Raw genomic sequence first — 12,343 nt, forward strand, 5'->3', positions numbered from 1 at the left:
GGAACTGCATGAGATTGCAAACCACCGAAGCCGTACTTCATCACTGACCCAATTCGCGATGGCGTGAAAGCATAGGCCCACACGACACCGCTAAAGAATTGCTTGACGACCATAGAGCGTTGGAACCACCTGATCCCATCCCGAACTCAGAAGTGAAACGACGCATCGCCGATGGTAGTGTGGGGTCTCCCCATGTGAGAGTAGGTCATCGTCAAGCACCAAACAAAAACCCCGATCTGGTAACAGATCGGGGTTTTTACTTTGCGCGCGACCATACTTGTTGTCACTGCCACCCGCCCATCTGACAACTGCGCCTGGAGCAACGGTGGACAGCCGCAGGCTGCCCGCAGAGCGATGGCCGCGATGGGCCGGGTCAATGTAGGTCATCGTCAAGCTTCAAACAAAACCCCCGATCTGGATACAGCTCGGGGGTTTTTACCTTCAGCACACCTGTCGGCACCGTCCTGGCAGGAGTATGATCTGGTGCTTTATCTCAGGCTGAATTCTGCTGATGCTGAAAGAACTGATCACGCTCATGTCTGACGGGCACTTCCATTCTGGTGAGACACTGGGCGCACATTTGGGTGTGTCCCGCGCTGCTGTGTGGAAGGCATTAAAAAAAATCGAACTGGCGGGCTATCCGCTCGACAGGGTGAAGGGGCGTGGTTACAGGATACCTCAAGGTGCTTCGTTGCTAGATGAGGGTCGTATTTATCAAGCGTTTCCACCAAGCTTGCAGCCGAAGATAAAGGTAACTGTGCTGGAGGGGGTAGACTCGACGAATGCCCATATAATGCGTCAGTCACACCAGGCACCGGTAATCCTGGCATGTGTTGCAGAAGAGCAGCTGGCTGGACGTGGCCGTCGTGGGCGTAACTGGGTAAGCCCTTTTGCTCAGAATATATATCTGTCCCTAGGCATGCCATTTGAGATGGGTGCAGCACGACTTGGAGGGCTCAGCCTGGTCGTTGGCATTGCTGCAGTGCGGGCTCTGCGATCTGCAGGCTATACGGGAATAGGGATCAAATGGCCAAATGATCTGTTGCACAGCGGAAAAAAACTGGCGGGCATACTTGTCGAGTTGAGTGGCGATTTGCTTTCTGATTGTACGGCCATTGTTGGTGTTGGTATCAATGTACTGATGGACAACTCCAGCGCCATTGATCAGCCGTGGGTCTCTTTATACCAGGTCGACCGAGGCGCAATATTAGATCGAAACAAGCTGGTTGCGCTCCTGCTTGAGGCATTGATTGATAGCTTGGATGTCTTTGCGCGTGAGGGCTTTGAAGCATTTCTCCAGGAGTGGGCGGAGTACGATCTCTGCATGGGTCGTGAGGTTAATATCATCAGTGGTGATCAAGTGGTCACTGGCGTATGCCGGGGTGTTAACGGCGAGGGGCAATTGATGCTTGAAGTGGAAGGTCGGATCCTGGAATTGAACGGCGGGGAAGTCTCGCTAAGGGCCTTAGATGCTGCTCGAGCTTGATTGCGGCAACACGCTTATTAAATGGCGCCTGATAGACTCGGGCGGCCGTGTTCGCGATCGGGATATGTCACCTGATCTGGTTGACCTCCAATGTCTTCTCGGGGCTCAGGAGCGGGATATTCATGCATGCCGGCTGGTAAGCGTCAGGTCTGAGGATGAGACTCGGAGGCTGCTGGATCAGCTAGCCAGCTGGCTTCATATAAAGCCTGCTCTGGCGGGATCTGCGAGGGTGCTTGCAGGTGTCAGTAATGGATATAAAGATTATCGCCAGTTGGGCATGGATCGTTGGCTCGCGCTTGTAGCTGCTTATAACAAGACTGGCATGGCCACCCTTGTCATGGATTTGGGTACAGCAATAACAGTTGATTATGTCCGTAGTTGTGGCCAGCACCTTGGCGGTTTTATCGCGCCTGGGCGGCGCTTGCTAAGGTCCTCATTGAAACAGCATACAAGGCTTATACGTTACAGTGATCTGGATGCTCGGGTAAATTTAGAGACGCCAGGGGGCTCCACGGGCGAGGCCGTTGAGCACGGGTGTGATCTCATGGTGCTTGGTTTTGTCAATGCACAGATTCTGAATGCGAGAAAGATACTTGGTGAGCAGGCTGTTGTTGTATTGACCGGTGGTGATGCGCCATTGATTGCCTCGATGCTTGATAAGCAGGTGGTACTGGCACCTGATCTTGTTTTCGATGGCCTGGCACTGGCCTGCCCGGTAGGCCGTTGATTATGCGCTCGGTATTCCTTTTTCTGCTGCTGCTGAATTTCATGTATGGATTGTGGAGCTGGCAGCAGATACAGCACAGAATTAATAGTCTTGCCGTTGACGCTGGGTTGGAAGTTCATTCTGGGTCGCCATCGCCATCGCCATCGCCATCGCCAACAGGGTCGGGTCAGGCTGAAGGCGGATTAACGGATAGCGAGGCTGGTGCTGAAATCTGGTTGTGTATGAGGCTTGGCCCGTTTCAGGAGAGCATCAGGGCAAATCAGTTGCGCCAGAGGTTATTGGCGTCTGGAGTTGACAGCCAGCTGGAACCGGTGCCCATGGATGCGATGGAGCGATATTTGCTGTTGGTCGAGGCGCGCCCGGGGCAAACTGCAGAGCAGATTGTTCGAAGTCTGGGCAGGCTTGAGCAGCGTGCCTTTGTGGTGCGTGAAGGTGTCCACGCAGGTCGTGTCGCGCTTGGCATATACGACAGCATTGAGTCCGCCAGGGCAGAAGAGGCCCGGTTGCGTGCTGAGCGTGTAGTGGTTTTTGTGGAAAAGACGGGTGAGCGGCAGAGCCTTATATGGCTGGAAGTTGCGCCCAAATCAAGGCGTCTGGTTGATCAGTCGATGTTATCCCGCTTGCGTTCGAGCTTTCCAGGGTTGCAGCATCAATTTCGCCCCTGTGTGACGCGTTGAGGCCGGTCGTACAAGTCTGCTGGCCTGCAGGAATGATTCCATGGATTGCGACTTATCCAGTACGGCAGAATAAAGGTTCAACTTGCGGTTTTTATTGAAAAAGGTGTTGACAGGCTGACCGCAACTGAAGAAAATGGCGCCCTCTTACGGAGGGGTTCCCGAGCGGTCAAAGGGATCAGACTGTAAATCTGACGGCTTAGCCTTCGAAGGTTCGAATCCTTCCCCCTCCACCAGATTCGCAAATGCCGGTTGCTTGGCGGGTATAGTTCAATGGTAGAACCTCAGCCTTCCAAGCTGATGGTGCGGGTTCGATTCCCGCTACCCGCTCCAGTCGGCACTGCAACAGTGTAAGCTCATGTAGCTCAGCTGGTAGAGCACACCCTTGGTAAGGGTGAGGTCAGCGGTTCAAATCCGCTCATGAGCTCCAGATAAAGGCAGATATGCGAATATCTGCCTTTTATTTAATGGTCGCGTGAATCGCGCATTGCACTCACGAAGAGGGGATCTCTCGATGGCTAAAGAGAAGTTCGAACGCAGCAAACCGCACCTTAACGTGGGCACCATTGGTCACGTTGACCATGGCAAGACCACCCTGACTGCCGCTCTGACCCGCGTATGTGCCGAAGTATTCGGTAGCGGTGCTGCTCGCGCATTCGACCAGATCGATAACGCGCCGGAAGAAAAGGCTCGCGGTATCACCATCAACACCTCGCACGTTGAGTACGATTCACCGACTCGTCACTACGCGCACGTTGACTGCCCTGGTCACGCTGACTACGTGAAGAACATGATCACCGGTGCTGCCCAGATGGATGGCGCTATCCTGGTCTGTTCCGCGGCTGATGGCCCGATGCCGCAGACTCGCGAGCACATCCTGCTGTCTCGTCAGGTAGGCGTTCCCTACATTGTCGTGTTCCTGAACAAGGCCGACATGGTAGATGACGAAGAGCTGCTGGAACTGGTTGAAATGGAAGTGCGTGATCTGCTCAGCACCTACGACTTCCCTGGCGACGACACCCCGATCGTTATCGGCTCCGCGCTGATGGCCCTGAACGGCCAGGACGACAACGAAATGGGTACCACTGCAGTGAAGAAGCTGGTCGAGACTCTGGATGCCTACATCCCAGAGCCCGAGCGTGCTATCGACAAGCCGTTCCTGATGCCGATCGAAGACGTGTTCTCGATCTCCGGTCGTGGCACCGTAGTAACTGGCCGTGTTGAGCGCGGTATCGTTCGCATCCAGGAAGAAGTCGAGATCGTCGGTATTCGTCCGACCACCAAGACTACCTGTACTGGTGTTGAAATGTTCCGCAAGCTGCTCGACGAAGGTCGTGCCGGTGAGAACGTTGGTGTGCTGCTGCGTGGCACCAAGCGTGAAGACGTCGAGCGTGGTCAGGTACTGGCCAAGCCGGGCACCATCAACCCGCACACCAAGTTCGAAGCCGAAGTCTACGTACTGGGCAAGGACGAAGGCGGCCGCCACACCCCGTTCTTCAAGGGCTACCGTCCGCAGTTCTACTTCCGTACTACTGACGTGACCGGTTCCTGCGAACTGCCGGAAGGCGTGGAAATGGTAATGCCGGGTGACAACGTCAAGCTGGTTGTGACCCTGATCGCTCCGATCGCCATGGAAGACGGCCTGCGCTTCGCGATCCGCGAAGGTGGTCGTACCGTTGGTGCCGGCGTCGTAGCCAAGATCATCGAGTAATGATCTGAGCTGAAGCAAAAGCCCCCGCTTGCGGGGGCTTTTGCATTTCAGTTGACAGCTGCAGGTCGCATCAGTAGAATTGCGCCTCCCTTGGATGGGCCTGCCCGCTTTGCGTGCAGGACCGAAGAACCGTTATTTGGAGTTTCTGGTCAAATGCAGAACCAACAGATCCGTATTCGGTTGAAGGCTTTTGACCATCGCCTGATTGATCAATCTACCCAGGAAATCGTGGATACCGCGAAGCGTACTGGGGCTCAGGTGCGTGGTCCGATACCTCTTCCGACACGAAAAGAGCGTTTTACCGTTCTGGTTTCTCCGCACGTCAACAAAGATGCGCGGGATCAGTACGAAATCCGTACCCACAAGCGGGTGCTGGATATCGTTCAGCCCACCGACAAGACTGTTGATGCGCTGATGAAGCTGGACCTGGCAGCAGGTGTTGAGGTCCAGATCAGCCTCGGCTGAAGCCCCACACGACGGGGGCTATCAGTCGTGTAACGCCCTGCAATGGGCGGCCATAGCGGGTAAATAGCCCCGTGCACTCATGAGGTTTACAACATGACTATTGGTGTAGTCGGCCGGAAATGCGGTATGACCCGCGTTTTCACTGAAGATGGTGTTTCCATTCCGGTTACGGTGATTGAAGTAGAGCCGAACCGTGTCACCCAGGTTAAGAGCCTGGAAAATGATGGCTATCAAGCCATTCAGATTACCGTAGGTGAGCGCCGCGCCACCCGCGTGACCAAGCCGATGGCCGGGCATTTTGCCAAGGCCAGCCAGGCTGCCGGTCGTCGCGTGTGTGAATTCCGCCTTGAAGAAGGTCAGGAGTTCGAGGCTGGTGCAGAAGTCACCGTCGGCATGTTCGAAGCGGGCCAGAAAGTAGACGTTACCGGCCAATCCAAGGGTAAGGGCTTCGCCGGTACCATCAAGCGCTGGAACTTCCGCGGTCAGGACGCCACTCACGGCAACTCGGTTTCGCACCGTGTGCCGGGCTCCATCGGCCAGTGCCAGACTCCCGGTCGCGTTTTCAAAGGCAAGAAGATGGCCGGTCACATGGGTGACGAGCAAGTCACCGTGCAGACTCTGGAAATCGTTCGCGTAGACGCCGAACGCAACCTGCTGCTCGTCAAGGGCGCAGTACCTGGCGCAACCGGTAGCGACGTCATCGTTCGCCCGGCAGTCAAGGCCAAGGGTTAAGGGGGAGTCTCGATGAATCTGAATGTAGCAGGTGCGAGCGCGATCGAAGTTTCCGATCAGACCTTTGCCACCGAATTTAACGAAACTCTGGTTCACCAGGCAGTCGTCGCCTATATGGCTGGCGGTCGTCAGGGCACCAAGCAGCAAAAAACCCGTTCTGATGTGTCTGGTGGCGGCAAGAAGCCCTGGCGTCAGAAAGGTTCCGGTCGTGCACGTGCCGGTACCATCCGTAGCCCGATCTGGCGCGGCGGCGGTACCACTTTTGCAGCCCGTCCGCGTGATTTCGAACAGAAGCTGAACCGCAAGATGTATCGCGGTGCCCTGCGCTCGATTCTTTCCGAGCTGGTGCGTCAGGAGCGTCTGGTGGTAGTCGAGAACTTCAGTGTCGACGCTCCCAAGACCAAAGGTCTGATCAGCAAGCTGAACGAACTGAACCTGAACAACGTGCTGATTGTTAGCGACAGCGTCGACGAGAATCTGTATCTGGCCGCGCGCAACCTGCCGCACGTCGATGTACGTGACGTCAATGGTTCCGATCCGGTCAGCCTGATTGCCTACGACAAGGTGCTGATGACTGTTGGCGCAGTCAAGAAGTTCGAGGAGATGCTGGGATGAACCAGGAGCGTATTTACAAGGTCCTGCTGGGCCCGCACGTATCCGAGAAGGCCACCGTTCTGGCTGATGCCAAGAACCAGATCGTCTTCAAGGTCGACACCTCCGCCAACAAGCTGGAGATCAAGAAGGCCGTTGAACAGCTGTTCAAGGTCAAGGTCAAGGCTGTGTCTACCCTCAATGTGAAGGGCAAGACCAAGCGCACCATGCGCGGCCTGGGCAAGCGTAATGACTGGAAAAAGGCCTATGTCTGCCTTGAGCCGGGTCAGGACATCGACTTCGCCAGCGCTGAATAAGGGGATACATCATGGCAATTGTTAAGTGTAAGCCTACTTCCGCTGGTCGCCGCTTCGTCGTCAAGGTCGTTACTCCCGACCTGCACAAGGGTGCTCCCTATGCGCCCCTGCTCGAGAAGCAAGGTAAGTCCGGTGGTCGTAACAACAACGGTCGCATTACTACCCGTCACCGCGGGGGCGGCCACAAGCAGCATTACCGTCTGGTCGATTTTCGACGCAACAAAGATGGCATTCCTGCCGTCGTTGAGCGTATCGAATACGATCCGAACCGTACCGCTCATATTGCTCTGCTGAAGTATGCCGATGGCGAGCGCCGCTACATCATTGCTCCCAAGGGCGTGAAGGCTGGCGATCAGCTGACCTCGGGTGCTGAGGCGCCGATCAAGCCGGGTAACTGTTTGCCACTGCGCAACATTCCGGTCGGTAGCACTATCCATGGTATCGAGCTGAAGCCTGGCAAAGGTGCCCAGATTGCGCGCAGTGCCGGTGCGTCTGTTCAGTTGGTTGCCCGTGAGGGTGCCTATGTCACCGTGCGTCTGCGCTCCGGCGAGATGCGCAAAGTGCTGGGCGAGTGCCGTGCCACCCTGGGCGAAGTGTCCAACGGTGAGCACAGCCTGCGCTCCCTCGGCAAGGCTGGCGCCAAACGCTGGCGTGGTGTGCGTCCGACCGTTCGTGGTGTTGCCATGAACCCGGTTGACCACCCGCATGGTGGTGGTGAAGGTCGTACTTCTGGTGGTCGTCATCCGGTGTCGCCGTGGGGCTTCCCGACCAAGGGTGCCAAGACTCGGTCCAACAAGCGCACTGACAAGATGATTGTCCGTCGTCGCAGCAAGTAATTAGAGGGGATACGACAGTGCCGCGTTCTCTGAAGAAAGGTCCTTTTATCGATCTTCACCTGTTGAAGAAGGTCGAAGTGGCAGTAGAGAAGAACGATCGCAAGCCGGTTAAAACCTGGTCGCGCCGTTCCATGATCCTGCCGCAAATGGTTGGTCTGACCATTGCTGTACATAACGGCCGCCAGCATGTCCCGGTGATCATCACTGAAGATATGGTCGGTCACAAACTGGGCGAATTCTCTGCCACCCGTACCTATCGTGGTCACGCGGCAGACAAGAAAGCCAAGCGCTAAGGGGTTAGAAAGATGGAAGTAGCCGCTACTCTCAAGGGCGCCCGACTCTCTGCCCAGAAGGCGCGTCTGGTTGCCGACCAGATCCGTGGGAAAAAGGTCGACGAAGCCCTCAGCCTGTTGGCTTTCAGCAACAAGAAAGCCGCCAGCATCATCAAGAAGGTTCTGGAGTCGGCAATCGCCAACGCCGAACACAATGATGGTGCTGACGTGGATGATCTGAAGGTCTCCACCGTGTTTGTAAACGAAGGTCGCTCCCTGAAGCGCATCATGCCGCGTGCCAAAGGCCGTGCTGATCGCATCGTAAAGCGGTCTTGCCATATCACGGTCAAGGTTGCTGACAAGTAGGAGTCGATCACATGGGTCAGAAAGTACATCCGACAGGCATTCGCCTGGGTATCGTCAAAGACCACACTTCGGTGTGGTATGCAGATGGTCGCACCTATGCCGACTATCTGAACACTGACCTGAAAGTACGTGCGTACATTCAGGACAAACTGAAAGCTGCCTCTGTCAGTCGCGTTGATATTCAGCGTCCGGCCCAGACAGCCCGCATTACCATCCACACCGCCCGTCCGGGTATCGTGATTGGCAAGAAGGGTGAGGACGTAGAAAAGCTGCGTCAGGAACTGACCCAGCAGATGGGCGTTCCGGTACACATCAACATCGAAGAAATCCGCAAGCCGGATATCGATGCTGCACTGGTTGCCCAGAGCGTAGCCCAGCAGCTGGAGCGTCGCGTGATGTTCCGTCGCGCCATGAAGCGCGCGGTACAGAACGCCATTCGTACCGGCGCCAAGGGTATCAAGATCCAGGTTAGTGGTCGTCTTGGCGGTGCCGAGATTGCCCGGACCGAATGGTACCGTGAAGGCCGCGTGCCGCTGCACACTCTGCGTGCAGACATTGACTACTCGACAGCCGAAGCCCACACCACCTACGGTGTGATTGGCGTAAAGGTATGGATCTTCAAGGGCGAAATCATTGGTGGTATGCCCGAAGAGACCAAGGCTGCCGCTCCCAAGAAAAAAGCTGCTAAGTAAGGGGTACGCACATGTTGCAACCGAAGCGTACGAAGTTCCGCAAGCAAATGACCGGCCACAACCGTGGTCTGGCGCATCGCGGCAGTAAGGTCAGCTTTGGCGAGTATGCGCTTAAAGCTGTTGGTCGTGGTCGTCTGACCGCACGTCAGATCGAAGCGGCACGTCGTGCCCTGACCCGTCACGTAAAGCGTGGCGGCAAGATCTGGATTCGTGTTTTTCCGGACAAGCCGATTACCAAAAAGCCCCTGGAAGTACGTATGGGTAAAGGTAAGGGTGGCGTGGAGTACTGGGTAGCCCAGATCCAGCCGGGCAAGGTCCTGTATGAAATTGAAGGTGTTTCCGAAGAGCTGGCGCGTGAAGCGTTTGCCCTGGCCGCTGCCAAGCTGCCGCTCGCTACCACCTTTGTCAAGCGGACGGTGATGTGATGAAAGCGACAGAACTTCGTGAAAAAAATGCCGAGCAACTGAACGAGCAGCTGCTTACCCTGCTGCGTGATCAGTTCAATCTGCGTATGCAGAAGGCAACCGGTCAGCTGGGTCAAAGCCACCTGCTCAAGCAGGTCAAGCGTGACATTGCCCGGGTCAAGACCGTGCTCAATCAGAAAGGTGGTAACTGATCATGGCCGAGAACACTACAGTACGTACCGTTACTGGCCGCGTGGTCAGTGACAAGATGGAAAAGACCATCACTGTGCTCGTCGAGCGTCAGGTGAAGCACCCGCTGTACGGTAAGTACGTAAAGCGCTCCACCAAGCTGCACGCACATGATGAAAACAACGAATGCCGTATCGGCGATCTGGTAACAATCCGGGAAACCCGTCCCTTGGCCAAGACCAAGAGCTGGACCCTGGTGCAGGTCGACGAGCGCGCGGTTCAGGTTTAAGCCCCGCGCTTAGCGGATTATTCAAGGGTCGGAGAAATTTATGATTCAGACTCAATCCATGCTGGATGTGGCAGACAACAGTGGTGCACGTCGTGTCATGTGCATCAAGGTTCTGGGCGGTTCTCACCGCCGCTACGCTGGCATTGGCGACATCATTAAAGTTACCGTCAAGGAAGCGATTCCGCGCGGTAAGGTAAAGAAAGGCCAGGTGCTCAATGCGGTTATCGTGCGTACCCGTCACGGCGTTCGTCGCCCTGATGGCTCGCTGATCCGCTTCGATGGTAATGCCGCGGTACTGCTGAACAACAAGCAGGAGCCGATCGGTACCCGCATCTTTGGGCCAGTGACTCGTGAACTTCGCGGTGACAAGTTCATGAAGATCGTTTCTCTCGCGCCCGAAGTGCTGTAAGGAGCCCGGTCATGCAGAAGATCAAAAAAGACGACGACGTAATCGTCATCGCCGGCAAGGACAAAGGCAAGCGCGGCAAGGTCCTCAAGGTCCTCGCTGATCAGCGCCTGCTGATCGCCGGTGTCAACATTGTCAAGCGCCACACCAAGCCAAATCCAATGGCTGGTCGTCAGGGCGGCATTGTTGAAAAGGAGGCGCCGATCCACGTCTCCAACGTGGCTATCTTCAACCCCGAAACCAGCAAGGCCGATCGTATCGGCTTCAAGGTAGAAGACGGGAAGAAGGTGCGTATTTTCAAGTCGACCCAAAAAGCCGTCGACGCTTGAGAATCTAGGTGCTTACCATGGCGAGATTGAAAGAACATTACCGCACTAACCTCGTTCCCAAGCTGAAGGAAGATCTCGGCCTGAAGAATGTGATGGAAGTGCCGAAAATCACCAAGATCACCCTGAACATGGGCCTTGGTGAAGCGGTCGGTGACAAGAAAGTCATCGAAAATGCCCTGGCCGATCTGGAAAAGATCACTGGCCGCAAGGGTGTGGTAACCTATGCGCGCAAATCGATTGCCGGCTTCAAGATTCGTGACGGCTGGCCGATCGGTGTCAAGGTGACCCTGCGTCGTGAGCAGATGTACGAGTTTCTCGACCGTCTGCTGGCGATTTCCCTGCCGCGTGTGCGTGACTTCCGTGGTCTGAACGCCAAGTCGTTCGACGGTCGCGGTAACTACAGCATGGGCGTCAAGGAACAGATCATTTTCCCGGAAATCGATTACGATCGTATCGATGCTCTGCGTGGTCTGGACATTACCCTGACTACCACTGCGCGGAACGACGACGAAGGTCGTGCGCTCCTGCGTGCGTTCAAATTCCCGTTCCGTAACTAAGGGGTCAGGACATGGCAAAAATCAGTATGAAGAACCGCGAGGCCAAGCGCACTCGTCTGGTTGCCAAGTACGCCGCCAAGCGTGCAGAACTCAAGGCTACCATCGGCAATATCAACGCCTCTGCCGAGGACCGTTGGGCTGCCCAGGTAGCGCTGCAAAAACTGCCGCGCGATGCAAGCCCGGTGCGCCAGCGTAACCGCTGCCGCATCACCGGCCGTCCGCACGGTGTATATCGCAAGTTCGGTCTGAGCCGTATCAAGCTGCGTGAAGCAGCGATGCGCGGCGATGTTCCCGGTCTGGTCAAGGCCAGCTGGTAACTAGACCACCACTACTCATTTTCAGGAGCAAGAGCCCATGAGTATGCAGGACCCGTTGGCAGACATGCTGACTCGCATCCGTAATGCCCAGATGGCTGAAAAGTCCAGTGTCAGCATGCCTTCGGCAAAGCTGAAGGTGGCTGTCGCCAAGGTGCTGAAGGACGAAGGCTACGTAGCCGATTTCCAGGTGTCAGCTGACGCCAAGCCGGTACTGTCCATCGAGCTGAAGTATTTCGAAGGCAAGCCGGTAATTGAAGACCTGAAGCGCGTAAGCCGTCCCGGTCTGCGCCAGTACAAGCCGGTCAACGAGCTGCCCCGCGTCAAGGGCGGTCTCGGTGTCTCCATTGTCTCCACCAACAAAGGTGTGATGACTGACCGCGCTGCGCGCGCTGCCGGTATCGGCGGCGAAGTTCTCTGCACAGTATTCTGATAGGGGGTTACGATGTCTCGCGTCGCTAAAAGCCCTGTCAAGCTGCCGCAGGGAGTAGAAGTAAAACTGGATGGTCAGGCCATTTCGGTAAAGGGTGCCAAGGGTACTCTCGAGCTGAACCTGCATCCGTCCGTAGAAGTTGTCCAGCAGGATGGCGAGCTTAACTTCGCCGCCCGCCCGGGCAGCCCGAATATGGCCATGGCCGGTACCACCCGTGCGCTGGTCAATAATATGGTCATTGGTGTCACCCAAGGCTTCGAGCGCAAGCTGCAACTGGTCGGTGTGGGCTACAAGGCCCAGGCCAAAGGTCAGGTTCTGTCGCTGGCTCTGGGGTTCTCGCACTCGATCGACTACCAGCTGCCTGAGGGGATCGTCTGTGAAACCCCCAGCCAGACTGACATCATCCTCAAGGGCATCGACAAGCAATTGATCGGTCAGGTAGCCGCGGAGATTCGTGAATTCCGCCGCCCAGAGCCTTACAAGGGCAAGGGTGTTCGCTACTCCGACGAGATCGTGCGTCGTAAAGAAGCCAAGAAGAAGTAGGGCATAGCAA

Annotated in this window: 21 protein-coding genes, 3 tRNA genes and 1 rRNA gene; all 25 read left to right on the plus strand. The window is 56.0% G+C overall.

The window, feature by feature from the left end; genetic code table 11:
* Positions 1-101: 101 nt before the first annotated feature.
* Positions 102-217 (plus strand): 5S ribosomal RNA (gene rrf / locus BMZ23_RS12625).
* Between the two features lie 294 nt (positions 218-511).
* Complete coding sequence (gene birA, locus BMZ23_RS12630; RefSeq protein WP_093478018.1) at positions 512-1,486, plus strand: bifunctional biotin--[acetyl-CoA-carboxylase] ligase/biotin operon repressor BirA; 975 nt, start codon at positions 512-514, stop codon at positions 1,484-1,486.
* Positions 1,470-2,213 (plus strand): type III pantothenate kinase, encoded by a 744-nt coding sequence (locus tag BMZ23_RS12635; protein WP_093478021.1) that lies wholly within the window; start codon positions 1,470-1,472, stop codon positions 2,211-2,213. Before birA ends, BMZ23_RS12635 begins: the two co-directional genes overlap by 17 nt.
* The gene (locus tag BMZ23_RS12640; RefSeq protein WP_143069597.1) at positions 2,210-2,890 is read left to right on the plus strand and encodes a hypothetical protein; all 681 of its coding nucleotides are present in this window, start codon (positions 2,210-2,212) and stop codon (positions 2,888-2,890) included. Before BMZ23_RS12635 ends, BMZ23_RS12640 begins: the two co-directional genes overlap by 4 nt.
* A gap of 148 nt (positions 2,891-3,038) precedes the next feature.
* Positions 3,039-3,123, plus strand: a tRNA-Tyr gene (locus tag BMZ23_RS12645).
* Positions 3,124-3,146: 23 nt separating this feature from the next.
* A tRNA-Gly gene (locus tag BMZ23_RS12650) sits at positions 3,147-3,220 on the plus strand.
* A gap of 21 nt (positions 3,221-3,241) precedes the next feature.
* Positions 3,242-3,317 (plus strand) — tRNA-Thr (locus BMZ23_RS12655).
* Positions 3,318-3,401: 84 nt separating this feature from the next.
* Positions 3,402-4,598 (plus strand): elongation factor Tu, encoded by a 1,197-nt coding sequence (gene tuf, locus BMZ23_RS12660; RefSeq protein ID WP_093478027.1) that lies wholly within the window; start codon positions 3,402-3,404, stop codon positions 4,596-4,598.
* 153 nt (positions 4,599-4,751) lie between these two features.
* Positions 4,752-5,063: a 30S ribosomal protein S10 gene (rpsJ, locus tag BMZ23_RS12665; protein ID WP_028614853.1), complete on the plus strand. Its 312-nt coding sequence runs from the start codon at positions 4,752-4,754 to the stop codon at positions 5,061-5,063.
* Positions 5,064-5,156: 93 nt separating this feature from the next.
* A complete protein-coding gene (rplC, locus tag BMZ23_RS12670; protein ID WP_093478030.1) occupies positions 5,157-5,795 on the plus strand; it encodes a 50S ribosomal protein L3 in 639 nt (212 codons plus the stop codon).
* Positions 5,796-5,807: 12 nt separating this feature from the next.
* Entirely contained in the window at positions 5,808-6,410 is a 603-nt protein-coding gene (rplD, locus tag BMZ23_RS12675; protein ID WP_093478033.1) for a 50S ribosomal protein L4, read from the plus strand.
* A complete protein-coding gene (rplW, locus tag BMZ23_RS12680) occupies positions 6,407-6,703 on the plus strand; it encodes a 50S ribosomal protein L23 (RefSeq protein WP_093478036.1) in 297 nt (98 codons plus the stop codon). Before rplD ends, rplW begins: the two co-directional genes overlap by 4 nt.
* A gap of 11 nt (positions 6,704-6,714) precedes the next feature.
* Positions 6,715-7,539 (plus strand): 50S ribosomal protein L2, encoded by an 825-nt coding sequence (gene rplB, locus BMZ23_RS12685; RefSeq protein WP_093478039.1) that lies wholly within the window; start codon positions 6,715-6,717, stop codon positions 7,537-7,539.
* A 17-nt stretch (positions 7,540-7,556) separates the two neighbouring features.
* Positions 7,557-7,832, plus strand: a complete 276-nt coding sequence (rpsS, locus tag BMZ23_RS12690; RefSeq protein WP_093478042.1) for a 30S ribosomal protein S19 — start codon at positions 7,557-7,559, stop codon at positions 7,830-7,832.
* 12 nt (positions 7,833-7,844) lie between these two features.
* Positions 7,845-8,177 carry a 50S ribosomal protein L22 gene (gene rplV, locus BMZ23_RS12695; protein WP_093478045.1) on the plus strand — a complete coding sequence of 111 codons (333 nt, stop codon included), beginning with the start codon at positions 7,845-7,847 and terminating at the stop codon, positions 8,175-8,177.
* Positions 8,178-8,188: 11 nt separating this feature from the next.
* The gene (rpsC, locus tag BMZ23_RS12700) at positions 8,189-8,869 is read left to right on the plus strand and encodes a 30S ribosomal protein S3 (RefSeq protein WP_093478048.1); all 681 of its coding nucleotides are present in this window, start codon (positions 8,189-8,191) and stop codon (positions 8,867-8,869) included.
* A gap of 11 nt (positions 8,870-8,880) precedes the next feature.
* Positions 8,881-9,294, plus strand: coding sequence for a 50S ribosomal protein L16 (gene rplP, locus BMZ23_RS12705; protein ID WP_093478051.1), 414 nt, complete (start codon positions 8,881-8,883; stop codon positions 9,292-9,294).
* Positions 9,294-9,485 (plus strand): 50S ribosomal protein L29, encoded by a 192-nt coding sequence (gene rpmC / locus BMZ23_RS12710; RefSeq protein WP_093478054.1) that lies wholly within the window; start codon positions 9,294-9,296, stop codon positions 9,483-9,485. Before rplP ends, rpmC begins: the two co-directional genes overlap by 1 nt.
* Before the next feature lie 2 nt (positions 9,486-9,487).
* Positions 9,488-9,751: a 30S ribosomal protein S17 gene (gene rpsQ, locus BMZ23_RS12715; RefSeq protein WP_093478057.1), complete on the plus strand. Its 264-nt coding sequence runs from the start codon at positions 9,488-9,490 to the stop codon at positions 9,749-9,751.
* A gap of 40 nt (positions 9,752-9,791) precedes the next feature.
* Positions 9,792-10,160, plus strand: a complete 369-nt coding sequence (gene rplN, locus BMZ23_RS12720; protein WP_093478060.1) for a 50S ribosomal protein L14 — start codon at positions 9,792-9,794, stop codon at positions 10,158-10,160.
* Between the two features lie 11 nt (positions 10,161-10,171).
* Entirely contained in the window at positions 10,172-10,486 is a 315-nt protein-coding gene (gene rplX, locus BMZ23_RS12725) for a 50S ribosomal protein L24 (protein WP_093478063.1), read from the plus strand.
* 17 nt (positions 10,487-10,503) lie between these two features.
* The gene (rplE, locus tag BMZ23_RS12730) at positions 10,504-11,043 is read left to right on the plus strand and encodes a 50S ribosomal protein L5 (protein WP_093478278.1); all 540 of its coding nucleotides are present in this window, start codon (positions 10,504-10,506) and stop codon (positions 11,041-11,043) included.
* A gap of 11 nt (positions 11,044-11,054) precedes the next feature.
* A complete protein-coding gene (gene rpsN / locus BMZ23_RS12735) occupies positions 11,055-11,360 on the plus strand; it encodes a 30S ribosomal protein S14 (protein ID WP_093478066.1) in 306 nt (101 codons plus the stop codon).
* Between the two features lie 37 nt (positions 11,361-11,397).
* Positions 11,398-11,790: a 30S ribosomal protein S8 gene (gene rpsH, locus BMZ23_RS12740; RefSeq protein WP_093478069.1), complete on the plus strand. Its 393-nt coding sequence runs from the start codon at positions 11,398-11,400 to the stop codon at positions 11,788-11,790.
* 12 nt (positions 11,791-11,802) lie between these two features.
* Positions 11,803-12,333: a 50S ribosomal protein L6 gene (rplF, locus tag BMZ23_RS12745; protein WP_093478072.1), complete on the plus strand. Its 531-nt coding sequence runs from the start codon at positions 11,803-11,805 to the stop codon at positions 12,331-12,333.
* The last annotated feature ends 10 nt before the right edge of the window (positions 12,334-12,343 follow it).

It is taken from the genome of Halopseudomonas yangmingensis (genome assembly GCF_900114825.1).
Classification (GTDB): domain Bacteria; phylum Pseudomonadota; class Gammaproteobacteria; order Pseudomonadales; family Pseudomonadaceae; genus Halopseudomonas; species Halopseudomonas yangmingensis.